The 26517-nt window shown below is 70.4% G+C and carries 23 protein-coding genes and 1 riboswitch; of the genes, 12 read left to right on the top strand and 11 right to left on the bottom strand.

What is annotated here, in order from left to right:
- Window positions 1-43 precede the first annotated feature (43 nt).
- From metE to DEH84_RS15520, 4 genes are all read left to right on the top strand, one after another.
- On the top strand, window positions 44-2347 hold the full coding sequence (gene metE / locus DEH84_RS15535) for a 5-methyltetrahydropteroyltriglutamate--homocysteine S-methyltransferase (protein ID WP_109038434.1): 2304 nt from the start codon (window positions 44-46) through the stop codon (window positions 2345-2347).
- 127 nt (window positions 2348-2474) lie between these two features.
- On the top strand, window positions 2475-4268 hold the full coding sequence (locus DEH84_RS15530) for a DUF1800 domain-containing protein (protein WP_109037669.1): 1794 nt from the start codon (window positions 2475-2477) through the stop codon (window positions 4266-4268).
- Between the two features lie 9 nt (window positions 4269-4277).
- The gene (locus tag DEH84_RS15525) at window positions 4278-5657 is read left to right on the top strand and encodes a DUF1501 domain-containing protein (protein WP_109037668.1); all 1380 of its coding nucleotides are present in this window, start codon (window positions 4278-4280) and stop codon (window positions 5655-5657) included.
- Window positions 5658-5727: 70 nt separating this feature from the next.
- Complete coding sequence (locus DEH84_RS15520; protein ID WP_109037667.1) at window positions 5728-6222, top strand: DUF4442 domain-containing protein; 495 nt, start codon at window positions 5728-5730, stop codon at window positions 6220-6222.
- 33 nt (window positions 6223-6255) lie between these two features.
- On the opposite strand, the gene ppk2 is transcribed toward DEH84_RS15520, so the two are convergent.
- Window positions 6256-7431 carry a polyphosphate kinase 2 gene (gene ppk2 / locus DEH84_RS15515; protein WP_109037666.1) on the bottom strand — a complete coding sequence of 392 codons (1176 nt, stop codon included), beginning with the start codon at window positions 7429-7431 and terminating at the stop codon, window positions 6256-6258.
- 163 nt (window positions 7432-7594) lie between these two features.
- Window positions 7595-8689 carry a biotin synthase BioB gene (gene bioB, locus DEH84_RS15510; RefSeq protein WP_109037665.1) on the bottom strand — a complete coding sequence of 365 codons (1095 nt, stop codon included), beginning with the start codon at window positions 8687-8689 and terminating at the stop codon, window positions 7595-7597.
- A 172-nt stretch (window positions 8690-8861) separates the two neighbouring features.
- On the opposite strand from bioB, the gene DEH84_RS15505 reads away from it, so the two are divergent.
- The gene (locus tag DEH84_RS15505; protein ID WP_109037664.1) at window positions 8862-9347 is read left to right on the top strand and encodes an AtaL-like protein; all 486 of its coding nucleotides are present in this window, start codon (window positions 8862-8864) and stop codon (window positions 9345-9347) included.
- A gap of 17 nt (window positions 9348-9364) precedes the next feature.
- Here the strand turns inward: DEH84_RS15505 and DEH84_RS15500 are convergent, their stop codons facing one another.
- The 9 genes from DEH84_RS15500 to DEH84_RS15460 all read right to left on the bottom strand — a co-directional run bounded on the left by DEH84_RS15500 (window position 9365) and on the right by DEH84_RS15460 (window position 18331).
- Window positions 9365-11074, bottom strand: coding sequence for a bifunctional hydroxymethylpyrimidine kinase/phosphomethylpyrimidine kinase (locus DEH84_RS15500; RefSeq protein ID WP_109037663.1), 1710 nt, complete (start codon window positions 11072-11074; stop codon window positions 9365-9367).
- Window positions 11071-11898 carry a thiazole synthase gene (locus DEH84_RS15495; RefSeq protein WP_109037662.1) on the bottom strand — a complete coding sequence of 276 codons (828 nt, stop codon included), beginning with the start codon at window positions 11896-11898 and terminating at the stop codon, window positions 11071-11073. The genes DEH84_RS15500 and DEH84_RS15495 overlap by 4 nt, the downstream gene beginning before the upstream one ends.
- 2 nt (window positions 11899-11900) lie before the next feature.
- Complete coding sequence (gene thiS / locus DEH84_RS15490) at window positions 11901-12131, bottom strand: sulfur carrier protein ThiS (protein ID WP_159098992.1); 231 nt, start codon at window positions 12129-12131, stop codon at window positions 11901-11903.
- The gene (locus DEH84_RS15485; RefSeq protein WP_109037660.1) at window positions 12131-13264 is read right to left on the bottom strand and encodes an FAD-dependent oxidoreductase; all 1134 of its coding nucleotides are present in this window, start codon (window positions 13262-13264) and stop codon (window positions 12131-12133) included. The genes thiS and DEH84_RS15485 overlap by 1 nt, the downstream gene beginning before the upstream one ends.
- Before the next feature lie 15 nt (window positions 13265-13279).
- Window positions 13280-15196 (bottom strand): phosphomethylpyrimidine synthase ThiC, encoded by a 1917-nt coding sequence (gene thiC, locus DEH84_RS15480; protein WP_109037659.1) that lies wholly within the window; start codon window positions 15194-15196, stop codon window positions 13280-13282.
- A gap of 149 nt (window positions 15197-15345) precedes the next feature.
- Window positions 15346-15461: riboswitch (TPP riboswitch) on the bottom strand.
- A 38-nt stretch (window positions 15462-15499) separates the two neighbouring features.
- Complete coding sequence (locus tag DEH84_RS15475) at window positions 15500-15751, bottom strand: hypothetical protein (protein WP_109037658.1); 252 nt, start codon at window positions 15749-15751, stop codon at window positions 15500-15502.
- 89 nt (window positions 15752-15840) lie between these two features.
- Window positions 15841-16074, bottom strand: coding sequence for a hypothetical protein (locus tag DEH84_RS15470; RefSeq protein ID WP_109037657.1), 234 nt, complete (start codon window positions 16072-16074; stop codon window positions 15841-15843).
- Between the two features lie 10 nt (window positions 16075-16084).
- Window positions 16085-17974, bottom strand: coding sequence for a ferrous iron transport protein B (feoB, locus tag DEH84_RS15465; RefSeq protein WP_109037656.1), 1890 nt, complete (start codon window positions 17972-17974; stop codon window positions 16085-16087).
- Window positions 17975-18025: 51 nt separating this feature from the next.
- Window positions 18026-18331 (bottom strand): FeoA family protein, encoded by a 306-nt coding sequence (locus DEH84_RS15460; RefSeq protein WP_245932612.1) that lies wholly within the window; start codon window positions 18329-18331, stop codon window positions 18026-18028.
- 376 nt (window positions 18332-18707) lie between these two features.
- Between DEH84_RS15460 and DEH84_RS15455 the strand changes: the two genes are divergently transcribed.
- Genes DEH84_RS15455 through mraY form a run of 7 tightly spaced genes read left to right on the top strand, consistent with a single transcriptional unit; the run spans window position 18708 to window position 26509 of the window.
- Window positions 18708-19091, top strand: coding sequence for a division/cell wall cluster transcriptional repressor MraZ (locus DEH84_RS15455; protein WP_245932611.1), 384 nt, complete (start codon window positions 18708-18710; stop codon window positions 19089-19091).
- Window positions 19092-19099: 8 nt separating this feature from the next.
- Window positions 19100-20152, top strand: coding sequence for a 16S rRNA (cytosine(1402)-N(4))-methyltransferase RsmH (rsmH, locus tag DEH84_RS15450; RefSeq protein WP_109037655.1), 1053 nt, complete (start codon window positions 19100-19102; stop codon window positions 20150-20152).
- On the top strand, window positions 20152-20442 hold the full coding sequence (gene ftsL, locus DEH84_RS15445; protein WP_109037654.1) for a cell division protein FtsL: 291 nt from the start codon (window positions 20152-20154) through the stop codon (window positions 20440-20442). The genes rsmH and ftsL overlap by 1 nt, the downstream gene beginning before the upstream one ends.
- Complete coding sequence (locus DEH84_RS15440) at window positions 20439-22364, top strand: peptidoglycan D,D-transpeptidase FtsI family protein (RefSeq protein WP_109037653.1); 1926 nt, start codon at window positions 20439-20441, stop codon at window positions 22362-22364. Before ftsL ends, DEH84_RS15440 begins: the two co-directional genes overlap by 4 nt.
- Window positions 22364-23923 carry a UDP-N-acetylmuramoyl-L-alanyl-D-glutamate--2,6-diaminopimelate ligase gene (locus tag DEH84_RS15435; RefSeq protein ID WP_109037652.1) on the top strand — a complete coding sequence of 520 codons (1560 nt, stop codon included), beginning with the start codon at window positions 22364-22366 and terminating at the stop codon, window positions 23921-23923. Before DEH84_RS15440 ends, DEH84_RS15435 begins: the two co-directional genes overlap by 1 nt.
- Window positions 23920-25341 (top strand): UDP-N-acetylmuramoyl-tripeptide--D-alanyl-D-alanine ligase, encoded by a 1422-nt coding sequence (locus DEH84_RS15430; protein WP_109037651.1) that lies wholly within the window; start codon window positions 23920-23922, stop codon window positions 25339-25341. The genes DEH84_RS15435 and DEH84_RS15430 overlap by 4 nt, the downstream gene beginning before the upstream one ends.
- Complete coding sequence (mraY, locus tag DEH84_RS15425) at window positions 25331-26509, top strand: phospho-N-acetylmuramoyl-pentapeptide-transferase (RefSeq protein WP_109037650.1); 1179 nt, start codon at window positions 25331-25333, stop codon at window positions 26507-26509. Before DEH84_RS15430 ends, mraY begins: the two co-directional genes overlap by 11 nt.
- The last annotated feature ends 8 nt before the right edge of the window (window positions 26510-26517 follow it).

The following is a 26517-nucleotide window of genomic DNA, read 5'->3' as shown; positions in this document are numbered from 1 at the left end:
GATGGCCAGACTGCCGCCATCCCGTCTGATCCGAATCAAGTCCATGACCACCACCCACATTCTTGGCTTTCCGCGCATTGGCGCCCACCGCGAACTCAAGCACGCGCTCGAGTCGTTCTGGCGGGGCGAAGACCCCGATGCCACCCGCCTGCAGGACACCGGCCGCAGCCTGCGTGCCCGCCACTGGCAAGCCCAGCGCGAGGCCGGGCTGGCCTTCGTCACCGTCGGCGACTTCGCCTGGTACGACCACATCCTCACCCTGTGCGCCACCCTCGGCGCCTTGCCGCGGCGCTTCGGGTTCGATGCGCGGGCGCTGACCCTCACGCAGTACTTTGCGCTGGCCCGCGGCAACGCCGACCACCCGGCCATGGACATGACCAAGTGGTTCGACACCAACTACCATCACCTCGTGCCCGAGTTCGACGAGCACACCCGCTTCGACGGCGGTGTGACCTGGTTGCTCGACGAGGTCGACGAGGCGCACGCGCTGGGCCACGCCGTCAAGGTGGCGCTGCCCGGCCCCTTGACGCTGCTGTGGCTGGCGCGCTGGGATGGCGGTGCCACAACTGACCGGCTGGATCTGCTGCCCCGCGTGCTGGCCGCCTACCAGCGCCTGTTGACCGCGTTGCAGCGCCGCGGTGTGGCGTGGGTGCAGGTCGACGAGCCGGTGCTCTGCCTCGATCTGCCAGAGGCCTGGCGTGCGGCCTTGCCGGCCAGCTGTGCGGCCTTGCAGGTCGAGGGCCTGAAGACGCTGCTGGCGCTGCCCTTCGGTTCGGCGGCGGAACATGCCGAGGCGCTGGCCGCGCTGCCGCTGGACGGCGTCCACCTCGACCTGGTGCGCGCACCGCAGCAGCTGCCCGCCTGGCTGGCCGCCTGGCCGCGTGACCGGGTGCTGTCGCTCGGAGTGGTCGACGGCCGCAACATCTGGCGCACCGATCTGCGCCGCGTGCTGACCCTGGTGCGTGAGGCCCATGCCGCCTGGGGCGAGCGCCTGTGGCTGGCGCCCAGTTGCTCGCTGCTGCACGTGCCGGTGAGCCTGGCACCCGAAACGCGGCTCGATCCGGAGTTGCGCAGCTGGCTGGCCTTTGCCACCGAGAAGCTCGACGAGCTGCACCTGCTGGCGCGCGCCCTCGACGAAGGGGCGCCGGCCGTGGCCGAGGCGCTCGCCCAGGCGGAAGCCGCCGTGGCGGGGCGCCGGGCCTCGCCCCGCGTCACGCACCGGGCGGTGCAGCGCCGGCTGGCGCAGGTCACGGTCGACATGGCGCAGCGAGGGCGAGCGTTCGCCGAGCGCGCGGTGTTGCAGCAGCAGGCGCTCGGCCTGCCGCCGCTGCCCACCACCACCATCGGCTCCTTCCCGCAGACGGCCGCCATCCGCCAGACGCGTGCGGCCCACCGCCGGGGCGAGCTCTCGGCCATGGCCTACCTGCACCGCATCCGCGACGAGATCCGGCTGGCGGTGCGCGAGCAGGAAGCGCTGGGCCTGGACGTGCTCGTGCATGGCGAGGCCGAGCGCAACGACATGGTCGAGTACTTCGGCGAGCAACTTTTCGGCTTTGCCTTCACCGACCACGGCTGGGTGCAGAGCTATGGCTCGCGCTGCGTCAAGCCGCCGATCCTGTATGGCGACGTGTTGCGGCCCGAGCCCATCACCGTCGAGACCACGCGGTATGCGCAGTCGCTGACCGAGCGGCCGATGAAGGGCATGCTCACCGGACCCGTGACGCTGCTGCAATGGTCCTTCGTGCGTGACGACCAGCCGCGCGAGCACACGGCACTGCAGCTGGCGCTGGCCGTGCGCGACGAGGTACTCGACCTGGAGCGCGCCGGCATCCGCCTGATCCAGATCGACGAGCCGGCGTTCCGCGAAGGGCTGCCGCTGCGCCGCAGCGACTGGGCCCACTACCTCGACTGGGCCGTGCGCGCCTTCAAGGTGGCCTCGTGCGGCGTGCGGGACGAGACGCAGATCCACACGCACATGTGTTATTCCGAGTTCAACGACATCCTGCCGGCCATTGCGGCGCTCGACGCCGATGTCATCACCATCGAAACGGCGCGGTCGGCCATGGCCCTGCTGGATGGGTTCGGCGCCTTTGCCTACCCCAACGCGATCGGGCCGGGTGTGTACGACATCCATTCGCCGCGTGTGCCCAGCGTGACGGCGATGACGACGCTGCTGGTGCGGGCCGCCAGCGTGATCCCGTCAGACCGGCTGTGGGTCAACCCCGATTGCGGCCTGAAGACGCGTGGCTGGCCTGAAACCCGGGCCGCGCTGGCCAACATGGTCGCGGCGGCCCGGGCGCTGCGTGCGCGCTGGGCGCTGCCGGCCGAAGCCGCGCGGGCCGCCTGATCCGTCGCTGTTGTTTTGTGCACCCGCCACCCCCGAAAGATGTCAGCAAGGCGTAACGCGCCTTGAGTGCTGACACACGGCCCGCCTACAGTGCCCGCATCCGTAAAGAATCAGGGGGAACACGGGGATGACGGACACGGGGGATGGAGCCCGCGGGGCGGCGCCGCCTGGTGCGCCTGCGCAGGCCGAGGCCTGGTCTCTGCGCCGCAGTGCGATGGCCGCCACGGCCAGCCTCGCTGGCAGTGTGCTGGGCGCCTGTGGTGGAGGCGGCTCGCCGGCGCCGCCGCGTGCCGAGCCGTCGGCGGTGCCGCCCGGTTGCACGGGCCTGAGTGCCGCCGCCGCCGCCGCCGAGCCCGCATGCCGGGGCGCCGCGCAGCCGTTCGAGGCCATGACGCGCGAGCGTGCCGCCCGCCTGCTGGCCCAGGGTGGACTCGGCGCCACGCCCGCCGAGGTCGACGCCCTGGTGCGCGACGGTGCCGAGGCGTGGTTCGAGGCGCAGGTCGCCATGGCCGCGCCGGCCTCCGTGTGGGACTGGGGCCTCGCCATGGGCTTCAACAACCGGCTCTACGCCCGCGGTGATTTCGGGCTCGACCGCGTGGTGTGGCGCCGCCTGAGCACCGCGCCCGATGTGCTGCGCCAGCGTGTCGTGCTGGCCCTCAGCGAGATCTTCGTCGTCTCGCCCCTCAACATGGTCGCCTACTGGAAGCAGTTCGCCTGCCTGGCCTGGTGGGAGCTGCTCGAACAGCACTGCTTCGGCTCCTTCCGTTCGCTGCTGCAGGCGATCACCCTGTCGCCCGCCATGGGCGTGTACCTCAGCATGCGCGGCAGTGCCCGGGCCGATGAGCAGGGGCGCCAGCCGGACGAAAACTACGCCCGCGAGCTGATGCAGCTGTTCACCATCGGGCTGGACGCCCTGCAGCTGGACGGCACACCCAGCACACCGCAGCAGGCCACGTACAGCGCCGACACCGTGAGCGAGCTGGCGCGCGTCTTCACCGGCTGGGATGTGGACGGCTTCAACCCGCTCGACCCGGAAGGGCCTTTCGACTACCTGCGCCAGCCGATGGACTTCCACCCGGAGCGCCACGACCCGGGGGCCAAGCGCCTGGTCGACGGGCGCGTGGTGCCGGCCGGCACGCCGGGGCCCGCCGCGCTCGGCATGGCGCTGGACGCGCTGTGTGCCCATCCGAACGTCGGGCCCTTCATCGCCCGCCAGCTGATCCAGCGCCTGGTGTGCAGCAATCCCAGCCCCGACTACGTGCGGCGCGTGGCGCTCGTGTTCAATGCCGCGGACACGAACGGCGAGCGGGGCAATCTGGCGCGCGTGATCCATGCCGTGCTGGCCGACCCCGAGGCCCGCCCCGAGATCCGCCACACCGCCGCAGCCGGTGCGCTCACCGACGGCAAGCTGCGCGAGCCCATCCTGCGCCTGCTGCACTGGCTGCGCCTGGCGCAGGTGCGTTCGGTCGATGGCCAGTGGGCCTTTCCCGACCTGTCGGGCAGCGACACCTTGGGGCAGGCGCCGTTGCGTGCGCCCTCGGTCTTCAACTTCTTCCGGCCCGGGCATGTGCCGGTGGGCACCGACATGGCGGCGCGCGGCCTGGTCGCCCCCGAATTCCAGATCACCAACGAGTCCACCGTGATGGGCTATGCCAACTTCCTGCTGGCGGTGATGCCGTTCGGTGCGGGCGGGCTCGAGCCCGACTATGCCCGCTGGCTGGCGCTGGCCGATACGCCCGACACGCTGGTGGACCAGCTGGCGCTGTACCTCGGGGCCGGCACGCTGAGCCCGTCCACCGTGAGCACCATCCGCAGCGCCGTCGGCAGCATCACCGTGGCTTCCGACACCGAGCGCCGCAACCGCGTGGTTGCGGCCTTCTTCCTGATCATGACCAGCCCGCAGTACCTCGTGCAGCGCTGACGCCCCGCCATGACCCCTTCCCTTCTGAGTCGACGCGCCTTCCTTCGCCGCAGCGCTGCGCTGTCGATGGCCGGCGTGGCCGCGCCGCTGGCGCTCAACCTGTCGCACATGGCCGAGGCGGCCGCCGCCGCCTCGCCGGGCGATGACTACAAGGCCCTGGTCTGCGTCTTCCTGCAGGGCGGCAACGACCACGCCAACACGCTGATCCCGGTGGACCCGACCGAGCACGCCGCCTATGCCGCGGCCCGTGGCATGCTCGCCTTGCCGCGCGACGATCTGGCCGCCACCACGCTCGGGCCCATCGCTTCGGGGCGGTCGGTGGCCATGCACCCGGCCCTGCTGCCGCTGATGGCGCCGTGGCGCGATGGGCGGCTCGCGTGGCTGGCCAACATCGGCCCGCTCGTGCAGCCTACCTCGCTGGCCGACTACCGCGCAGGGCGCGTGCCCCTGCCCCCGCGCCTGTTCTCGCACAACGACCAGCAGTCGGTGTGGCAGAGCGGTGCGCCCGAAGGCGCCCTGTCGGGCTGGGGCGGGCGTGCGGCCGATGCGGTGCTGTCGGGCAACAGTGTGGCGGCGCTCACGTGCATCAACACCGCCGGGCAGGCCGTGTTCCTGGCGGGGGACACCGCTGTGCCCTACATGCTCACGCCCGCCGGCGTGCCCTCGCTGGCGGCGCTGGAAGGTGGACTGTTCGGCTCGGCGGCGTGCGAGGCGGCCTTCCGCAGCCTCGTCACCGACACGACGCAGCCGCACCTCCTGGCCGGCGAGCACGCACGCATCATGGCCCGTGCGATCGACGTGAACGCTCGGCTGCGCAGCGGCCTCTCCGGCATCGCTACCCCAGCGGGGTTCGACCCATCGACGCCGCTGGGGCTGCAGCTCGGCATGGTGGCGCGCCTGATGGCGGCCCGCGCCGCGCTCGGGCTGCGCCGCCAGGTGTTCTTCGTGCAGCTGGGTGGCTTCGACCTGCATGACAACCTGCGTGCGCGCCACCCGGAGCTGCTGGCCCAGGTGGCGGCTGCGCTGGCGGCCTTCCAGACCGAGGTCGATCGGCTGGGCCTGGCGAACCAGGTCACCAGCTTCACCGCCAGCGACTTCGGGCGCACCCTCACGAGCAATGGCGATGGGTCGGACCATGGCTGGGGCGGGCACCACCTGATCCTGGGCGGCGCCGTGCAGGGCGGGGCCCTCTACGGCACGCTGCCGCCGGCGGGGCTGGATGGCGATCACCACGTCGGCCAGGGGCGGCTGCTGCCCACGCTGGCCGTGCAGCAACTGGGGGCGGTGCTCGCCCGCTGGCTCGGCGTGCCCCCGTCTGAACTGGAGCAGGTGGTGCCGGGCCAGGGGCGGTTCGATGCAGCGACGCTGGCATCGCTGCTGCCGGCCTGACTCGCGCACGCCATGCGGCCATCGACGTATGCGGGTACCATCCGGTACCTTGTCGTTCGAAGGTGACTGCATGACCCGTCCCAACCAGCTTGCCCGCACACTGGCCCGTTTCGATGCCCTGCCGACCGCGCTGCGGGTGCGGCTGGTCAGCCTCGTGCTCGGGCGCATTGTTCCGCTCGTCGGCACGGCGGGGTTGCGCTTCGAAGAGGTGAGCGCCCGGCGGGTGGTCGTCGGCATCCGCAACCGCCGGCCGGTGCAGAACCACATCCAGGGTGTGCATGCGGCCGGCATGGCGCTGCTGGCTGAAACCGCCACGGGCTTCAGTGTCGGCATGCACCTGCCCGATGACAAACTGCCCCTGATCAAGACGATGCAGATCGACTACCTGCGCCGCGCCCAGGGCGACCTGCGCGCGGAGGCCCACCTCAGTGAAGAGCAGATCGCGCTGATGCACGCGCAGGACAAGGGCGAGGTGACGGTGGCCGTGCGCATCACCGACGCCGCCGGCGAGACCCCGATCGAGGCCCGCATGGTCTGGGCCTGGGTTCCCAAGGCCCGGCGCTGACCCCTACGCGGGCGTCGCGCCACGCCACTTTGGTCAGGCCTCCACCGGCACCTCGCCGGGGTGCTCGCCGCGTTCGTACACCACGTTGGCGCGGCCCACCAGCAAGGGGTCGGGCTGGGCCACGTGGCTCAGATCGCGGTTGGCGTAGGGCAGCTTGTGCAGCACATAGCGCATGGCGTTCAGGCGTGCGCGCTTCTTGCAATCGCTCTTGATCACGGTCCACGGCGCATCGGCCGTGTCGGTGTGGAAGAACATCGCTTCCTTGGCGCGCGTGTAGTCGTCCCACTTGTCGAGTGAGGCCAGGTCCACCGGCGAGAGCTTCCACTGCTTGAGCGGGTGCGTTTCACGCTCCTTGAAGCGGCGGCGCTGCTCCTTGCGGCTCACCGAGAACCAGAACTTGATCAGGTGCACGCCCGACCGCACCAGGTTGCGCTCGAACTCCGGCGCCTGGCGCATGAACTCGCGGTACTCCTCGGCCGAGCAGAAGCCCATCACGTGTTCCACGCCGGCGCGGTTGTACCAGCTGCGGTCGAACAGCACGATCTCGCCGGCTGTGGGCAGGTGCTGCACATAGCGCTGGAAGTACCACTGACCCTTTTCGACTTCGCTGGGTTTTTCCAGCGCGACCACGCGGGCGCCCCGTGGGTTGAGGTGCTCCATGAAGCGTTTGATGGTGCCACCCTTGCCGGCCGCATCGCGACCCTCGAACAGGATCACCACCTTCTGGCCGGTCGCCTTGACCCAGGCCTGCAGCTTCAGCAGTTCCACCTGCAGGCGGTACTTCTGCTTCTCATAGCTCTTGCGGGCCATGAGGTTGCGGTACGGGTAGGTCGAGGCATCACGCCACGTGGGCGCCAGTTCCTCGTCGGGGTTGACGCGCGGTGCATGGCGGTCGAGTCGCCCCTGCAGCGCGGCGCGCAGCACGGCCGCGTCATCGGGCGAGGCGCCCTCCAGCAGCGAGTCGATCGCCCGGGCCAGCTCTTCGGGCGGGGTCTGCCGCACGATGTCGTCGAGTGCGGCCACCTGGGCGTACTGGCGGGCCACGGTCGCTTCCTGCGCGACCGCCGTCGCAATGTGATCGGGTCGGGTACTGTGGATCACGTCACCTGCCACCGCACGGCGCGGTGCGCGGGCAGTCCGGGCTGCGGCGCGGGTTGTCTTGCGCGGGGCGGCGGGGCGGGAAGAAGCAGGCTTGGCGGGTTTGTCCATGAGGGCGGTGTCATCGTTCTGAAACGATCAAACGTACGCCCAAGGCGGCCGGTGCGCAATGCCGCCGCCGCCCCGCTCCCCGCGCAATCTGAGCCAGATCAAATCACGCGTGTGACATCCGACCGGACGGGGCCATCGTCCCAGGCCGGACGGCCGAATGGGCTCAGCCCGCGGCGCGCGCGGTGACGGCCTTGCCGCTCTTGAGGCCCAGCTTGGCCATCAGCGCCTGGTCCTTGTCGAACTCGGGGTTGCCGGTGGTCAACAGCTTGTCGCCGTAGAAGATGGAGTTGGCGCCGGCCAGGAAGCACAGTGCCTGCACCGCTTCGCTCATGGCCTGACGGCCGGCCGACAGGCGCACGCGGGCCGTCGGCATGGTGATGCGGGCCACCGCGATCGTGCGCACGAACTCCAGCGGGTCGAGCTGCGGCGTGTCGGCCAGCGGGGTGCCGGGCACGCGCACCAGGTCGTTGATGGGCACCGACTCGGGGTAAGTCGGCAGGTTGGCCAGTTGCGCGATCAGGCCGGCGCGGCCTTCGCGGGTTTCGCCCATGCCGACGATGCCGCCGCTGCACACCTTGATGCTGGCGCTGCGCACGTGGGCCAGCGTGTCCAGGCGGTCCTGCATGTCGCGCGTGGTGATGATGTCGCCGTACAGCTCGGGTGCGGTGTCGAGGTTGTGGTTGTAGTAATCGAGGCCGGCGTCCTTCAGGGCCTGCGCCTGCGTGTCGGTCAGCATGCCCAGCGTGCAGCAGGCTTCCAGGCCTTCTTCCTTGATCACGCCGATCAGCTCGGCCACCTTTTCGATGTCGCGGTCCTTCGGCGCACGCCAGGCGGCGCCCATGCAGAAGCGGCTGGCGCCGGCGTCGCGCGCGGCCACGACGGCCTCGCGCACTTCATCGGGCGACATCAGCTTGCTGGCCTCGACCCCCGTGTCATGGCTGGCCGATTGCGGGCAGTAGCCGCAGTCTTCGGGGCAGCCGCCGGTCTTGACCGACAGCAGCGTGGCGTGTTCGATCTCGTTGGCGTCCCAGTGCTGACGGTGCACCTGCTGGGCCTGCCACAGCAGGTCGTTGAAGGGCAGGTTGAACAGTTCGAGCACCTTCGAACGCGGCCAGCGGCCGTTGTCGAAGTTCGGGTCGGTGCAGTCGCCGCCGCAGCCATGGCTGTTGAGCACCGCCTTGCGGGGCACGATCTGAACGGGCTGGGCGGCCGGCTCGGACACGGGGGCGGCGGTGGAGGAGGTGGCGCACTGGGACATGGATCGGGCCGCACCGGGTCGCGGCTGGTGTGAACGGACAAAAACGGCAGGGCCTTGTGAGCCCAGGGCGAAGTTTAGTCGCCCCGGTGCCCGCGGTTGCCGGCATGTGGAATTCCGGGCCGCCAGCGCGGGCCACGGACTGCAGGCAGGGCGCTGGCGTTAAGCTCGCGCCATGCGATTCGAACACCTCATCGAGATCAACTCGCCCGACCCGGTCTTCGGCGCCGCCATGCCGCCCTTCACGCGCGCGCAACTGTGGCGCGGCCTGATGCAGCGGGTGAAAGCGCCCCAGCGCTTCCCGAACGGGCCCGAGGGGTGTGACTGGCACGAGCCGGCGGCCGGCGTGATCGCGCGCACCCTGCGCTTCGGGCCCCACACGCTGACGGACCGGGTGCAGCTGGACGCCGAGGAGAGCCTGGTGTTCACCCCCGAAGCCCACGGCGAAACGGCCCCCATCCGCCTGACCATCCGCATCGAAGAGCCCCAGCCCCGCCAGATGGTGCTGCGCTTCATCTACGAGGCCCTGGCCGAGCAGACCCAGGAAGAGGCGTACTACAACGACTACCGCCACAGCGCCTGGTTGCACAACGACCGCGACATGGTCATCACCTTGCGCGAGTGGCTGGAAACGGGCCAGCTCAACCCGCTGTCGAGCTGAGTCCGGCCCCTTGCCCGTCATCGGCCCGTGTCCAGCACCGGCGCAGGCAATGCAGGGGCGCGGCGTCCGTCGCGCGGGGTGGCCGCGGCCGCACGCAGGGCCGGCGCACGGGCGGCCATCTCGGCGGCCCCTTCGCCCAGCCCGCGCACCACGCACACGGCGGCCGGCCCGCAGGCCGCAAAGCGGGCCACGTCCTGCGGTGTGAGCAGCCCGCCGATCGCCACCACGGGGGCCGGGCTGTGCGCCACCCACCAACGCAGGTTGTGCTCGCCCTGAGGGCGCCAGGGCATGTCCTTCGTGGTGGTGGGCATCACCGGGCCGCAGGCGATCAGGCTGGCACCGCAGCCGGCGGCACGCGCCAGTTCCCACAGGCTGTGTGAGCTCAGTCCCAGCATGACCCGGTCGCGCTCGGCCAGCAGCATGGCCTTGTCTGCGGCGTTCAGGGCCAGCAGGTCTTCCTGGCCCAGGTGCAGGCCCAGCCGGAAGCCGGGCTCGGCCGAGACGCGCGGGGGCAGGGCGAGCGCGTCGCGCCAGTGGTCGTTGACGAAGAGCTGCGCACCCCGCTCGGCGCAGAGGCTCAGGCTGTGAGCCAGATGGGCATCCAGACCCTCGTGCGGCTTGTGTCGCAGCTGCACCAGCCGCAAGCCGGCATTCAGGGCGTGCCCCAGTTCCTGGCTGTCGGGCAGGATGCCGTAGAGGCCGTCGCAGGGCGCGCGAAACGGTGCAAACAGCGGGGCAGGGCGCGGGCGCGGGGGGGGCTGGCCAGCGGGCTGGCCGTGGCTCAGCTGCCAGGGCAGTTCGTCGCCCAGGCCCAGCCACGGCAGGCGGGCACGTCCCGGCTTCGCAAAGCCGGCGCGGGCCTTCACGGGGCCTGCGCCCCGCCCGGCTGCGTGCGAGGCCGCCAGGGCGTCGCGCGTCAGCATGTGGGCCAGCACGATGGCATCGGCTTCGACATGGCCGAGTGCCCATGCGGCCGCCACGCCGGTGGCAAAGGTGCAGCCCGTGCCGTGGTGGTGCGGCGTGTCGATCCGGGGGGCGCACAGCCAGCCGTGGGCCTGTACCGAGGCGAGCCAGTCCAGGCACCAGCCGGGGTGGCTGTCATCCGCTGCATGGGGCGGGGCGTCGCCTCCGGTGATCACCACACTGCGGGCGCCCAGGCCCATGAGCCCGACGGCCAGTGCCGGCAGTTCCTGCCGTGAGCCCGAGTGCCCGCCCTGCTGCTTCAGCAGCCGGCGCGCTTCAGCCCGGTTGGGTGTCACCACCGTGGCCCTCGGCAGCAGCCACTGCCGATAGGCCTCGAGCACGGCCTCGGTGCTGAACGGCACACCGCCTGCCGAGGCGCCGAGCACCGGGTCGACGACCAGGGCCAGTTGCCGATGCGGGTCGGCGCCAGGTGGTGTCTGGGCGCGGAAGTGATCCACCCAGCGCGCCACGGCCTGCACGGCGGCCACGCTGCCCAGCAGCCCGGTCTTGATGACGCGGGGCGGCAGGTCTTCGGCCAGCGCGGCCAGCTGCGCGTGCAGCTGCTCGGGCGGCACGGAAAACAGCGCGGTCACGCCTTGCGAATGCTGCGCCGTCAGCACGGCCGCCACCGGGCACAGGTGCACGCCGAGCGCATCGGCTGCGCGCTGATCGGCGCTCAGGCCGGCACCGCCGGCGGGGTCCAGGCCAGCGATGCTCCAGACGACGGGACGTGCCGCTGCCGTGGGGGTCGAGTCGAGGGTCACAGCAGCACGAAAGGTTGTCCGCCCACGGGCGTGGTGGCGATCGCCACGTCGCTGGTGGCCATCAGCCCGGCGCGGAAGCCGGCGCGGCCACCGGCCACGGCGTCACGGAAAGCCGCGGCCATGCCCACCGGATCGCGCGATTGCGACACGGCCGAGTTCAACAGCACCGCATCGAACCCGAGCTCCAGGGCAGCGGCCGCGTGCGACGGGGCGCCCAGTCCGGCATCGACGATCAACGTGACACCGGGCAGCCGGGCGCGCAGCGTGCGCAAGGCCCACGGATTGAGCAGGCCGAGGCCCGAGCCGATCGGCGCGGCCCACGGCATCAGCACGCGGCAGCCCGCGTCCACCAGCCGCTGGCCGCTCACCAGGTCGTCGGTGCAGTAGGGCAGCACCTCGAAGCCGTCGGCCACGAGTTGGCGCGCCGCGTCGACCAGCTCGAAGGGGTCGGGCTGCAGGGTCTGTTCGTCGCCCACCACCTCCAGCTTGATCCAGTGCGTGCCGAGCAGCTCGCGCGCCATGTGGGCCAGGGTGACGGCCTCACGGGCGCTGCGGCAACCGGCGGTGTTGGGCAGCAGATGGGCACCGCGGGCGCGGGCCGTGTCGCGGATGATCTGCACAAAGCCGTTGTCGCCACCGCCCGGCAGGGCCAGCGTGCGCTTGAGGCCCAGTGTCAGCACCTGGCTGCCCGAGGCCACGATGGCGTCCTGCAAGGCCTGTGGTGAGGGGTAGCCGGCTGTGCCGAGCAGAAAGCGGCTGTGCAGCACCGTGTCGCCGATGCGCCAGGTGTCGTCAGGTGGGGTGGTGGGGTTCGGGGGGAGCATGGTCAGCCTCCGGTGATCGGGGAGAAGCACAGCACGGCATCGCCGTCGGCCAGGACATGGCGGGCGCGGGCGTCGCGCGGGACGAAGCCGCCGTTGACGGCGGTGGCCACGCTGGCCGGGTCGCGGTCAGTGCCCGCCAGCACGAGGTCGACCGCATCGGCCAGCGTGCTGCCTGCCCGCAGCGTCAGCGGGCCGCGGTCGGTGTGGATGGTCAGTTCATCTGAGTGGCTCATCACATGATCCTGTCGGGTGAAGGGGTGTCGTCCACCGGCAGAGGCGGGCATCCCATCTGGGCCAGGGCGTCGTCCACCACCGACGGGGCCAGCAGCCAGCCGTGGCGGTACAGACCGTTGAGCCGCACCAGCCCGTCTCGCACCTGCACCTCGGGGCGGTTGTCCGGCAGGGCGGGGCGCAGGTTGGTGTCCAGCCGCAGGATGCGGGCCTCGGCCAGCGCGGGGATCACGCTGTGCGCGGCGGCCATCAGTTCGACTGCCGTGCGCAGCGACATCGGCGAGCGGTCTTCCGTTTCCAGCTCGCTCGCGCCGACCAGCACGCGCTCGCCCGGCCTCGGCACGATGTAGACCCGGTGGCGAGGGTGCAGCAGGCGCACCGGCCGTTGCAGCCCCAGGCCAGGGGCGTGCAGCCACACCACTTCGCCGCGCACCCCGCGCACGGGCAGTGCCGGCCGGGCCCCGGTGCCGCGTGCATCGATGACCAGATCGAAGCGGTGCACGGTGCCGTCTGCCAGGTGCAGGGCGCCCGGCTCGACACGGGCCACCGGCATCCGCCATTGCCAGCGCACGGCCGCCGCATCGTCGTGCAACGCCTGCATCATGGCCACGGTGTCGAGGTGCCCCTCGCCCGGCAGCCACCACGCATGCAGCGGGCCGCTGCTGCCATGCAGGCCGGGCTCGAGCTCCGCGAGCGCCGTGGCGCCGAGCGGCTTCGGCAGCGCCCATGCCGGTTGCCCGGGCATGGGCTGGTCCAGCCGGGCCAGCACGCGCCGCGCCGCGCCCAGGTCGGGCCCGTGGGCCACCATCAGGCTGCCCAGCCGGGCCATGTGCGGCGCGGGCTGCACCCGCCGGCCCAGCTCGGCGGACACCGCGGCCCACCGCGGAATGCTGTGCCAGCCGCGGCCCGCCACATCGGGCTCGGCGGCGTCCAGTTCGGCCAGCGGGCTGAGCATGCCCGCGGCGGTGAAGCCCGCCGCGCCGCGTCCGTCGAATGCCGGCAGGGGGGCGTCAGCCGGGTCGAACACGCTCACGTCATGAGCCAGCCGTGACAGGTGCCACGCCAGCAGCCGGCCCAGCACGCCGGCGCCGGCAATGCCGATGCGCTGGCCCGGCGCCAAGGGGGATGAGGACATTGCAAGACCTCGCTGTCAGGCCTGCGGCTTGATCGGGATGTAGAGTTCGCCGCCCACCTGCTTGAACTCCTGCGATTTGGCTGCCATGCCCTGCGCGAGCGCGTCGGTTTCGCCCACGCCCTGCGCCGCGGCAAAGTCCCGCACCTCCTGCGTGATCTTCATCGAGCAGAACTTCGGCCCGCACATCGAGCAGAAGTGCGCCACCTTGGCCGCGTCCTTGGGCAGCGTTTCGTCGTGGAAGTCGCGTGCCGTTTCGGGGTCCAGGCCCAGGTTGAACTGGTCCTGCCAGCGGAAGTCGAAGCGCGCCTGCGAGAGCGCGTCGTCGCGTGCCCGCGCGCCCGGATGGCCCTTGGCCACGTCGGCCGCATGCGCCGCGATCTTGTAGGCGATCAGCCCCTGCTTCACATCGTCGCGGTTGGGCAGGCCCAGGTGCTCCTTGGGCGTCACGTAGCACAGCATGGCCGTGCCCATCCAGCCGATCATGGCCGCGCCAATGGCCGAGGCAATGTGGTCGTAGCCCGGCGCGATGTCGATCGTCAGCGGGCCCAGCGTGTAGAAGGGCGCCTCGGCGCAGTGCTTGAGCTGCTCGTCCATGTTGGCCTGGATCATGTGCATCGGCACGTGGCCCGGGCCCTCGATGATCGTCTGCACATCGTGCTTCCACGCAATCTGCGTCAGCTCGCCCAGTGTCTTCAGCTCGGCGAACTGCGCCTCGTCGTTCGCGTCGCTCAGGCAGCCGGGGCGCAGCCCATCGCCCAGCGAGAACGTCACGTCGTACGCCTTCATGATCTCGCAGATCTCTTCGAAGCGCGTGTACAGGAAGTTTTCCTGATGGTGGGCGATGCACCACTTGGCCAGGATCGAGCCGCCGCGCGAGACGATGCCGGTGCGACGCTTGGCCGTCATCGGGATGTGGTGCAGGCGCAGGCCGGCGTGGATGGTGAAGTAGTCCACGCCCTGTTCGGCCTGCTCGATCAGCGTGTCACGGAAGATCTCCCATGTGAGGTCTTCGGCCACACCGCCCACCTTCTCCAGCGCCTGGTAGATGGGCACGGTGCCGATGGGCACGGGGCTGTTGCGCACGATCCAGTCGCGCGTGGTGTGGATGTGTTTGCCGGTGGACAGGTCCATCACGGTGTCGCCGCCCCAGCGGATCGACCACACCAGCTTCTCCACTTCTTCTTCGATCGACGAGGTCACGGCGCTGTTGCCGATGTTCGCGTTGATCTTCACCAGGAAGTTGCGGCCGATGATCATCGGCTCCAGCTCGGTGTGGTTGATGTTGGCGGGGATCACGGCGCGGCCACGGGCCACCTCGTCGCGCACGAATTCGGGTGTGATCTCACGCGGAATCATGGCGCCCATCGGGTTGCCACGCAGGCGGGCCTCGCGCTCGGCGTCGGCGCCGTACTTGCTGCGCCAGTCTTCGGCCAGGTCCAGTCGACGCTGGTTCTCGCGCAGGGCCACGAATTCCATTTCGGGCGTGATGATGCCGCGGCGCGCATAGTGCATCTGAGACACGTTGTGGCCGGCCTTGGCGCGGCGCGGCTGGCGCTGCAGACCCGCGGCGGCCTCGCGCAGGGCGGCCATGCGGGCGTCGTGGCGCTCGCCGGGCAGCAGTCCGTCGTCCATGGCCTGCACGCTGCGGCCGGCATACAGCTCGGTGTCGCCGCGGGCCACCACGGCGGCCTCCCGCACGGGCGGCAGGCCCTTCGTCACGTCGATGGCCACGGCGGGGTCGGTGTAGGGGCCGGAGCAGTCGTACAGCGTGACCGCTTCGCCGTTGGTGAGCGAGACCTCACGCATGGGAACACGCACGCCCGGGTGACTGCCCTCCACGTAGACCTTGCGGGAGGCCGGCAAGGGCTCACGCGTCAGGCGGGTGAGCTCGTTCAGGGTGTCGAGGGCGACGGCAGGATCGGGGGCATTCATGGGCGGCTCCTTGAAGCAGGTGTGGTGACACGTGCTCCGAGGGCGCCCGACAGGCCACGCAAGGAGGGAGGACGAGGGCAGCGCGCGTTCTTCAGCCTGACGGCGCGCGGCCGTCATCTGAAGCCGCGCCCACCCAGGTCGCCATGCGGCCTCGACAGGACAGCTCTTCTTTCGCCGGTATGAACCGGATCAAGTTCAACGGGTTCGGTAATCCATCTCAGCGCCGCACGTGGATTTCACATGTGGCACACCCCGGAGCAGCTTGCAGTTTAGCGCGCTGCCGGGCGAATGGACAAGGGGGCGTCAGGGGCGGACGCGTGACTCGAAAGGCTGGCCGATCGGCATGGTCGGCAGGCGGTCGGCCGTGTGGGCGGCGCCCAGGCGCACGGGGGCGGGCCACGACGACAGGGTCGCGCGTGCGACGGGTCGGCTGTCGGCCGGAGCCTGGGCCTGCTGTGCCTGAGGCTGACCAGAGAGCGGCGCGGTGCGCGTGCCGTCGGTTCCGACCAGACTGAGCACGACCGCAAGCGGGGCGATGGCGTACAGCGTTTTCATGACGGGGCCTGGGTGCCTGGGTTTGTGTTGTTGGAGCCCAGTTTAGGCAGCGCTGCGCCTGGCCACATCCCCCGGCACAGGGGGCCTCCCTAGTGCGGGGGGGATGGTGGGCGCGGATGCACGCGCACCACACGGTGGTCCCGCGCGGGGGGCGAGCTGTCGCCGCCGCATTGACCGCAGCCGGCGCCGCACGACGTGGCAGGCGAGCCACAGTCTTCTCCCTTCTGGCGTGTGGCCGGACGCCAGCGGGCAGGCCACCAGCGCCGCAGCAGCCAGGCCAGGGCGACCAGGCCGATCAGAAGGGTGAGGAGGTCCTGCAGCATGCCGGTGTCCTTACTGGAGCCACCAGCCGGCCACCCGGTAGACGATGAAACACGCCACATAAGCCAGCGTGAACAGGTAGCCCGCCATCAACAGCGGTACCTTCCAGCCGTTGGTCTCGCGGCGCACCACCATCAGCGTCGGCAGGCACTGGGGCGCGTACACATACCAGGTCAGCAGCGACAGCGCGGTCGGCAGGCTCCAGGTCTGGCTCAGCAGCCCGGCCAGCGCGCCCGACAGCTCGTCGCCGCTCTGCGACAGGCTGTAGACCGTGCCCAGCGCCGCCACGGCCACTTCGCGGGCCGCCATGCCGGGCACCAGCGCAATGCAGATCTGCCACGTGAAGCCGATCGGGGCGAAGACCACTTCGAGCGCGCGGCCGATCATGCCGGCAACGCTGTACTGGATGGCGGGGCCGGTGGCGCCGTCGGGCGGCGAGGGGAAGTTCGACAGGAACCACAGCATCACCATCAGCGACAGGATGGTGGTGCCCACGCGGCGCACGAAGGTGCTGGCGCGCTCCCACAGGCCCAGCAACAGGTCGCGCCAGTGGGGCCAGTGGTAATCCGGCAGCTCCATCAGCAGAGGCTGGCTGGCGCCCTGCTTGAGCACGCGCTTGAGCACGAGCGCCACGATCATGGCCGAGACGATGCCCGCCATGTACAGGCCAAACAGCACCAGCCCCTGCAGGTTGAAGACGCCGCCCACGGTGCGCGAGGGCACGAAGGCTGCGATCAGCAGCGCGTACACCGGCAGGCGCGCCGAGCACGTCATCAGTGGCGCGATCAGGATGGTGACCAGCCGGTCGCGCGGCTGCCCGATGGTGCGGGTGGCCATGATGCCGGGGATGGCGCAGGCAAAGCTCGACAGCAGCGGGATGAAGGCCCGGCCCGACAGCCCGACGCTGCCCATGATGCGGTCGAGCAGGAAGGCGGCGCGGGGCAGGTAGCCTGAATCTTCCAGCGCGAGGATGAAGGCGAACAGGATGACGATTTGCGGCAGGAAGACGAGCACCCCGCCCGCGCCGGCAATGATGCCGTCGACCAGCAGGCTGCGCAGCATGCCGTCGGCCATGCGGGCCTGCACCTGCTCGCCGATCCACGACACGCCGGCGTCGATGAGGTCCATGGGCGTGGCAGCCCACGTGAACACCGCCTGGAACACCAGAAACATCAGCACCGCCAGGATGACCGGGCCGAGCAGCGGATGCAGCACGTAACGGTCGAGCGTGGCGGTGAAGTGCGAGGCGTGCGGCGGCGTGTGGACGCAATCGGCCAGCAACTGCCCGACGCGCTGGTGGGTCTGCTCGACCGGGGTCTCGGCGATGCGGCCCATGGGGCGCGGTGCGGCAGGCGGCTGCAGGCGGGCCCAGTCCAGTGCATCCAGCTGATTCAGCAGGGCCTGCTCGCCCCCGGCGCGCACGGCCACGGCCTCCACCACCGGGATGCCCAAGCCCTGTTGCAGGCGGGCGGTGTCGATGCGGATGCCGCGGCGCGTGGCCTCGTCCATCATGTTGATGACCAGCACCATGGGCACGCCCAGGGTCTGGAGTTCGAGCACCATGCGCAGGTTCAGGCGCAGGTTGGTGGCATCGACCACGCACACCAGGCCCACCGGGGCCGATTCGCCTTCGCGCACGCCGGCGATCACATCCCGGGTGATGGCTTCATCGGGGGTGGCGGCCAGCAGGCTGTAGGCACCGGGCAGGTCGAGCAGGCGCCAGGTCTGGCCCCGGGGCGAGATGAACTGGCCTTCCTTGCGCTCGACCGTCACACCGGCGTAGTTGCCGACCTTCTGGCGCGCGCCGGTGAGGCGGTTGAACAGCGCGGTCTTGCCGCAGTTGGGGTTGCCGACCAGGGCGATGAGCGGGGTCGGGGACGCGGTGGGGGCCGCTGCCGCCATGAATGAAGCTCCTGCGTACTGCGCGCTGAGGGGATCGGTGAGGGCGCCGCGTCAGGCGGACACGACCTCGATGAGGGAGGATTCGAGGCGGCGCATGGCGAAGGTACTGGTGCCCACGCGCACCGCCAGCGGGCCGCGCCCGGCAAAGACGCGGCGCAGGACCTGCACCCGCTCACCCGGCACGAAACCCAGTTCCATGAGCCGGCGCTTGAGTGCGCCCCCGTCGTGCCGCGCACAGTGCACCTCGCGGATGGTGGCCACCGTGCGGACCGGCAACTGGTCCAGCGTGAGACCCGTGTCGGGGTGCGCCGAGGGGGCAGGCATGCGGCCGAGGTGGGGGGCGTGGGCGACGGTCATGGCCCATTCTAGGTTCAAATGCGAACCATTCGCAATTCACGGGGCTTGATCCGCATCAGGCTGAACCGATGTTGCCGGACCCGCTCACGTCGGGGGCGGACCGCCGAACCCGGGGAGCACACCCCTGCGAGGGGCAATTGCTCATCCAGCGCTTGCAGACCAATTTGCATGTCCTTGATTTTGAAGGACTTTTTTTTCGACCCGGCGTCCGAAAAACACGCGTAAGTCTTTGATTTCATTGGCGTTTTTTTTGTTTCATCCCTTGTTCCAGGGGTGTGGATCGAGTAAAGTGGGATGAAGTGCACTTTTGTGGGGTTTTGTGGTGAATGTGGTCTTTCAGGGGGCTTCAGCGTTGTCGCTGGACGCGAAGGGGCGGATGGCCGTCCCTGCGCGCCATCGTGACGCCCTGTCCGCCCTGTGCAGCGGCCAGCTCACCATCACCAAGAACCCCGACGGCTGTCTGATGGTCTTCCCGCGTCCGGCGTGGGAGGCCTTCCGCGACAAGGTCGCCGCGCTGCCCATGTCGGCGGCGGGCTGGAAGCGGATCTTTCTGGGCAACGCCATGGACGTCGAGGTCGACAGCGCCGCGCGCGTGCTGATCTCACCCGAGCTGCGTGCCGCCGCCGGCATCACGAAGGATGTGATGCTGCTGGGCATGGGCAGCCACTTCGAGCTGTGGGATGCGGACCGCTACGCCGCGCATGAAGCCGAGGTCATGGCCCAGCCCATGCCCGATGCGCTCCAGGACTTCACCTTCTGACCGCCGCCATGACCACGGGGAGCGCCACCTGGACGCACCGCACCGTGCTGCTGCACGAGGCGGTTGAAGGCCTTTGGGATGCCGAGACCGGCCCGCAGCCGGAGGGCGTCTATGTGGATGCCACCTTCGGCCGTGGCGGCCACTCGCGTCTGCTGCTGTCGAAGCTGGGCCCGCAGGCCCGGCTGCTGGCGCTGGACCGCGACCTGGACGCCATCGCCCACGCCACCCAGGGGCCGGACGCCATCACCGACCCCCGCTTCACCATCGTGCACGCGCCGTTCTCGTCGTGGGCCGAGGTGGTGGCGCAGCAGGGCCTCGGTCCGGTGGCCGGCCTGCTGATGGACATCGGCGTGTCGTCGCCGCAGATCGACAACCCCGCGCGCGGGTTCAGCTTCCGCTTCGATGCGCCGCTGGACATGCGCATGGACACCACGCAGGGCGAGAGCGCCGCCGATTACCTGGCGCGCGCCGCCTTCGAGGAGCTGGCCGATGTCATCCGCACCTATGGAGAAGAACGGTTTGCTGGGGCCATTGCAAAGGCGCTTGTCGCTCGCCGCGAGGCGGGACAGCCTGTGCGCACCACCGGCGAGCTGCAGGCGGTCGTGGCTCGTGCGGTCAAGACCCGTGAACCCGGGCAGGATCCCGCCACACGCACCTTCCAGGCTCTTCGGATTCACGTCAACCGAGAACTGGGCGAGCTGGAAGACGCTCTGGAGTCGAGCCTGAAGATGCTGGCGCCGGGCGGTCACCTGGCGGTGATCAGCTTCCACTCGCTGGAAGACCGCATCGTCAAGACCTTCATCGCGCGCCACAGTCGCGAAGAGGTCGACCGCCGCGTGCCATTTGCCCAGCCCCGCCCGCTGTTGCTGGAATCGCTGGGGCGCATCAAGCCGTCCGAGGCCGAAGTGGCGGCCAACCCGCGCTCGCGCTCGGCCGTGCTGCGCGTGGCCCGCCGCACCGACGTGCCGTGGTCGGCGGAGCTGGTGGCCGCGGCTGGCGGACCGGGCGCGAAACCGTCGGGCAAGGGTGGCCGGGGTGGCGCGAAAGGGGGCCGCCGGTGATGGTGCGCCTCAACATCGTGCTCGCCATTCTGCTGCTGGCCAGCTGCGTGTGGCTGATCCGTTCGAGCAACGACGCGCGCCGCCTGTTTGCCGACCTGGAGAAGGCCAAGGCCCAGTCGCACGAACTGCAGATCGATTACGAGCGCCTGCAGCTCGACAAGCGCGCCCAGGCCACGCCGCTGCGCGTTGAAAAGCTCGCGCGCGAGAAGCTGAAGATGTTCAACAACAACCCGGCGGTGACGCACTACGTTGCCACCGGGGCTCCGGCCGCATCGGGGGCGCAGCCATGAGCCGCGTGCGCGACCTGCTGCGCCGTCTGGTGGGGCGGCCCCGTCGTCAGGGCGCGGCCGGCATGCCAACCGTCCGTTACGCGACCAGTCCGCTGCTGGCTTCGCGCACGCCGCCGTGGCGCGTCAAGTTCCTGATCGGGGGCATCGGGCTGGGCTTTGCCGTGCTGATCGGCCGGGCCGCCTGGATCCAGATCATCCACAACGACTTCTACCTGCAGCAGGGCGCGAGCCGCTACGAGCGCCGCATCGCGCTGCCGGCCAGCCGCGGGCGCATCGTGGATCGCCACGGCGAGCTGCTGGCGTCCAGCGTGCCGTCGCCGTCGCTGTGGGCGATCCCCAAGGATCTGGTGGCCTCCCCCGAGGACCTGCAGTCCCTGGCCAGGCTGATCGACATGCGGCCCCAGGACCTGAAGAAGCGCCTGGCGTCGAACCCGAATTTCGTCTGGCTGCGTCGGCAGGTGCCTGACGACGTGGCGCAGAAGGTGGCCGCGCTCAAGATCAAGGGCGTGCACGAACTGCGTGAGTCGCGTCGTCAGTACCCCGAGGGCGAGTCCGCGGCGCACATCGTCGGCTTCACCAACATCGAGGACCAGGGCCAGGAAGGCATCGAACTGGCCTACCAGAAGCAGCTGGCCGGCCGCGACGGCGCCCGCCATGTGCTGAAGGACCGACTGGGCCGCGTGGTCGAGTCGGTGGGCGACCTCGTGCCCGCAGAGGACGGCCAGCCCGTGCAGCTGTCCATCGACGCCAAGATCCAGTTCTACGCCTACCAGCGCATTCGCGATGCCGTCGCCCAGCACAAGGCCAAGGCGGGCAGCGTGGTGGTGCTCGATGCTGTCACGGGCGAGGTGCTGGCGCTGGCCAACGTGCCCAGCTACACGCCCGAAGACCGCCGCAACCTGACCGGCGCGCAGTTGCGCAACCGTGCGCTGACCGACACCTTCGAGCCGGGCTCGACCATGAAGCCGCTGATTGCAGCGCTGGCCATCGAGACCCGCCGTGTGCGCCCCGAAACCATCATCGCCACGGCGCCGGGCCGCATGACGATCGACGGCTCGACCATTTCCGACTCGCACGCGCATGGCGACCTGACGGTGGCCGAGGTCATCCAGAAGTCCAGCAACGTGGGCACGGCCAAGATGGCCTTGCAGATGCAGCCGCGCGAGATGTGGGAGATGTACTCGGCCGTGGGCCTGGGGCAGAAGCCGCAGATCGGCTTCCCGGGTGTGGTCACCGGGCGCCTGCGCCCGCACAAGAGCTGGCGTCGCATCGAGCAGGTCACCATGAGCTACGGCTACGGCCTGTCGGCCAGCCTGTTCCAGCTGGCGCAGGCCTACACGATCTTCGCGACCGACGGCGAACTGATTCCGATGACGCTGCTCAAGCGCGATGGACCGGACGCGCCACCGCGCAAGCTCGCCGAGCAGGGCGGGCCACCGACGCTGGCCTTCAAGACGGCCTTCAGGCCGGGTGAGGGGGGCGGCGAACCGGACGCCCGGCCTGCCGATGCCGAGCCCATTCCCGTGCGCGGCCAGCGCGTGATCTCGCCCGCCACTGCGCGGGCGGTTCGCCAGATGCTGCAGCTTGCGACGGGCCCCGGCGGCACCGCGCCCAAGGCACAGACCATGGGCTACAGCGTGGGCGGCAAGACCGGTACGGCGCACAAGCAGGAAGGCAAGGGCTACTCGGGCAACAAGTACCGATCGTGGTTTGTCGGCATTGCGCCGATCAGCAAGCCGCGCATCGTGGTGGCCGTCATGGTCGACGAGCCGAGCGCTGGCGTGTACTTCGGTGGCCTGGTGGCCGCGCCCGTGTTCAGCCAGGTTGTCCAGCAGACGCTGCACCGGTTGGGCGTGATGCCCGACCAGCACGTCGAACCGCAGATCATTTCGGCGCAGCCCGCCGAGCAGGAGAGCTTCTGATGGCGGCCAGCCTGCACACCCTGCACACCACCGCCGACGCACTGGCCTGGCTACGCCAGCAGGGCGTGGCTGAGCTCACCGTGGACAGCCGGAAGGTGGGCGCCATGGCCTCGCAAGGCGTGTGCTTCATCGCCTGGCCGGGCGCCGCGCGCGATGGCCGCAGCTTCGTGGCGCAGGCGCTGGCCGATGGCGCACGCGCCTGCCTGGTCGAAGCCGACGGGGCAGAGGCCTTCGGCTTCGACGATGCCCGCGTGGCCGCCGTGCCGGGCCTGAAAGCCCGCAGCGCCGAGATCGCCCACGGCTTCCATGGCGAGCCCAGCGCCCGCCTGCAGGTGGTGGCCGTCACAGGCACCAACGGCAAGACCTCGACGTCGTGGTGGACGGCCCAGGCCCTGGCCGCGCTCGGCCGCGGCTGCGGCGTGATCGGCACGCTGGGCGTGGGCCAACCGGGCGGCGCGGGCTTCACGCCCACCGGCCTCACCACACCCGACCCGGTCACGCTGCATGCCACCTTCCGGGCCTTCGCTGAAGCGGGGCTGCAGGCCGCGGCCATCGAGGCCTCTTCCATTGGCATCGAAGAGCTGCGCCTGCACGCCACGCACATCGCGGTGGCCCAGTTCACCAACTTCACGCAGGACCACCTGGACTACCACGGCAGCATGGCCGCCTATTGGCAGGCCAAGCGCGCGTTGTTCGACTGGCCGGGCCTGCAGGCCGCCGTGGTCAACCTCGACGACCCGATGGGCGCCGGCCTGTGTGCCCACGCGCGTTCGCGCGGCCTGGCCGTGTGGTCGTATGGCGTCGACACGCCGGCCCGTCTGCAGGCGCAGCAGGTGCGCCACGAAGCCATGGGCATCGCCTTCACGCTGGTGGAGCACACCGACACCGGCCTGGCCGAGCTGAGCCGCATTGACCTGCAGGCGCCGGTGATCGGGCGCTTCAATGTGTCCAACCTGCTCGCGGTGGTCGGCGCCCTGCGCGCCCTGGGCGTGCCGCTGCCCGAGGCCGCCGCGGCCTGCCGCGGGCTGCACGCCGTGCCGGGGCGCATGGACCTGGTGGCCGTGCCGCCCGCGCTGGCCACCATGCTGCCACTGGCCGTGGTCGACTACGCCCACACCCCGGACGCCCTGCAGAAGGCGCTCGAAGCGCTGCGCCCCGTGGCCGAGGCCCGCGGGGGGCGCCTGTGGTGCGTGTTCGGCTGCGGCGGCAACCGTGACCCGATCAAGCGCCCGCTGATGGGCGGCATCGCCGACCAGCTGGCCGACCACGTGGTGCTGACCAGCGACAACCCGCGTCACGAAGACCCGCATGCCATCCTGGCGCAGGTGCAGGCCGGCGTGCAGGGACGGGCGCGGCTGGCCGTGGTGGCCGATCGCCGCGAGGCCATTGCCCAGGCCCTGGCCGATGCCGAGCCACGCGATGTCGTGCTGATCGCCGGCAAGGGCCATGAGGACTACCAGGAGATTGCGGGCGTGCGCTCGCCGTTCTCCGACGTGGAAGAAGCCCGTGCCGCCCTCGCGCAGCGGGCCGATCTGGCTGCCATGGGAGGCGCCGCATGAACCGCACACCGATGATGACCCTGGGTCTGGCGCACGCGCTGCTGCCGGGCTCGGTCCTGCACGGCGATCCGGCCACGCCGATGGCCCGCGTGCACACCGACACCCGCACCCTGCAGGCCGGCGACCTGTTCGTGGCCCTGCGCGGTGAGCGCTTCGACGCCCACGATTTCCTGCCCCAGGCGGCGGCCTCAGGGGCGGTGGCCGTGCTGGCCCAGCATGGCATAGACACCTGCGGCCTGCCGGGTCTCACCGTGCCGGATACGCGTGCCGCGCTCGGCTGGCTGGCGTCGGGTTGGCGCGCGCGCTTCGATATCCCGCTGATCGGCGTGACCGGCAGCAACGGCAAGACCACCGTCACGCAGATGGTGGCTGCCATCCTGCGCGCCTGGATGCAGGACGTGGCCGGCACGCCCGAGGCCGCGCTGGCCACGCAGGGCAACTTCAACAACGACATCGGCGTGCCGCTGACGCTGCTGCGCCTGCGCGAGGGCGTGCACCGTTGCGCCGTCGTCGAGCTGGGCATGAACCACCCCGGCGAGATCGCCCAGCTGAGCGCCATGGCCGCGCCCACGGTGGGGCTGGTCAACAACGCCCAGCGCGAGCACCAGGAGTTCATGCACACCGTGGAGGCCGTGGCGCGCGAGAACGGCGCCGTGCTGCAGTCGCTGTCGCGCAGCGGCGTGGCCGTGTTCCCGGCGGACGACGACCACACCGCGATCTGGCGCGAGCTGGCCCAGGGCCGCCGCAAGCTTGAATTCGCCACCCATGGCGTGGCGGCCGTCACAGGCCACACGCACTGGGTCAGCGACGACCATCCCCATTGGGCCCTGACCCTGCGCACCCCGCAGGGCGAGGCCGCGCTGGCCCTGCACATGGCCGGCGCCCACAACGTCCGCAACGCGCTGGCGGCCACCGCCGCGGCGCTGGGTGCGGGCGTGCCGCTGGCCGCCATCGTGGCCGGCCTCACCGCGTTCGAGCCCGTCAAGGGCCGCTCCCAGCTCAAGCGCGTGGCCTTTGCCGGGCGCACGCTCACGCTGGTGGACGACAGCTACAACGCCAACCCCGACTCCGTGCGTGCCGCCATCGACATGCTGGCCGGGCTGCCCGGCCCGCACTGGCTGGTGCTGGGCGACATGGGCGAGGTCGGCGACCAGGGGCCCGCCTTCCATGCGGAAGTGGGGGCCTATGCCCGCGAACGCGGCATCGACCATGTCTGGACAGCCGGCACGCTGTGCGCCCATGCGGCGCAGGCGGTCGGTGCGTCTGCCCGTCATTTCGCCAGCGCCGCCGACATCGTCGCCGCGCTGGCCAGCCCGCAGGCCGCGCCCGATGCGGCCTCGGTGCTCGTCAAAGGTTCTCGCTTCATGAAGATGGAACAAGTCGTCACCTGCCTGTCCGGAGGTGCGCATGCTGCTTAGTCTGGCCCTGTGGCTGCAGGGGTTGAACCCCGACTGGGGCTTCCTGCGGGTCTTCCAGTACCTGACCTTCCGTGCCGTGATGGCCGCCATGACGGCGCTGCTCATCGGCCTGGTGCTGGGTCCGTTCGTCATCCGCAAGCTCACCGAGCTCAAGATCGGCCAGCCGATTCGCGAATACGGCGTGCAGGCCCACCTCGCCAAGCGCGGCACGCCGACGATGGGCGGCGCGCTCATCCTGCTGTCGCTGGGCATCTCGACCATGCTGTGGTTCGACTGGGCCAACCGCTTCGTCTGGATCGTGATGATCGTGACGCTGGGCTTCGGTGCCATCGGCTGGGTCGATGACTGGCGCAAGGTGGTCTTGAAAGACCCAGAAGGCATGCCTTCGGGTCAGAAGTACTTCTGGCAGTCCATCATCGGGCTGATCGCGGCGCTGTACCTCGCGTTCAACGTGTCCGAGGTCAACACGCTGCGCGTGATCCAGCTCTTCATCGACTGGGTGGCCTCGGGCTTCTCGGCCGACCTGCCGCCCAAGGCCGACCTGATCGTGCCCTTCTTCAAGACGGTGAGCTACCCGCTGGGCGTCTGGGGCTTCATCGTGCTGACCTACATCGTCATCGTGGGCACCAGCAACGCGGTGAACCTGACCGACGGCCTGGACGGCCTGGCCATCATGCCGGTCGTGATGGTGTCGGCGGCGCTCGGCATCTTTGCCTATGTGACCGGCAACGCCGTGTTCGCCAAGTACCTGCTGCTGCCGCACATTCCCGGCGCGGGCGAGCTGCTGATCTTCTGTGCCGCCATGTCGGGTGCAGGCCTGGCCTTTCTGTGGTTCAACGCCTACCCGGCCCAGGTCTTCATGGGCGACGTGGGCGCGCTCGCGCTGGGCGGCGCGTTGGGCACCATCGCCGTCATCGTGCGGCAGGAAATCGTGCTGGCCTTCATGGGCGGGGTGTTCGTGCTCGAGGCCCTCTCCGTCATGGTGCAGGTCAGCTACTTCAAGTACACGAAGAAGAAGTACGGCGAAGGCCGCCGAATTCTGCTGATGGCGCCGCTGCACCACCACTTCGAAAAATCTGGCTGGAAGGAAACGCAGGTCGTGGTCCGCTTCTGGATCATCACGATGCTGCTGTGCCTGCTGGGCCTGTCGTCGCTGAAGCTGCGCTGAACGAACAC

The organism is Aquabacterium olei (genome assembly GCF_003100395.1).
In the GTDB taxonomy this organism is placed as follows: Bacteria; Pseudomonadota; Gammaproteobacteria; order Burkholderiales; family Burkholderiaceae_C; genus Aquabacterium; species Aquabacterium olei.
This window is presented reverse-complemented; position numbering and strand designations above follow the sequence as displayed.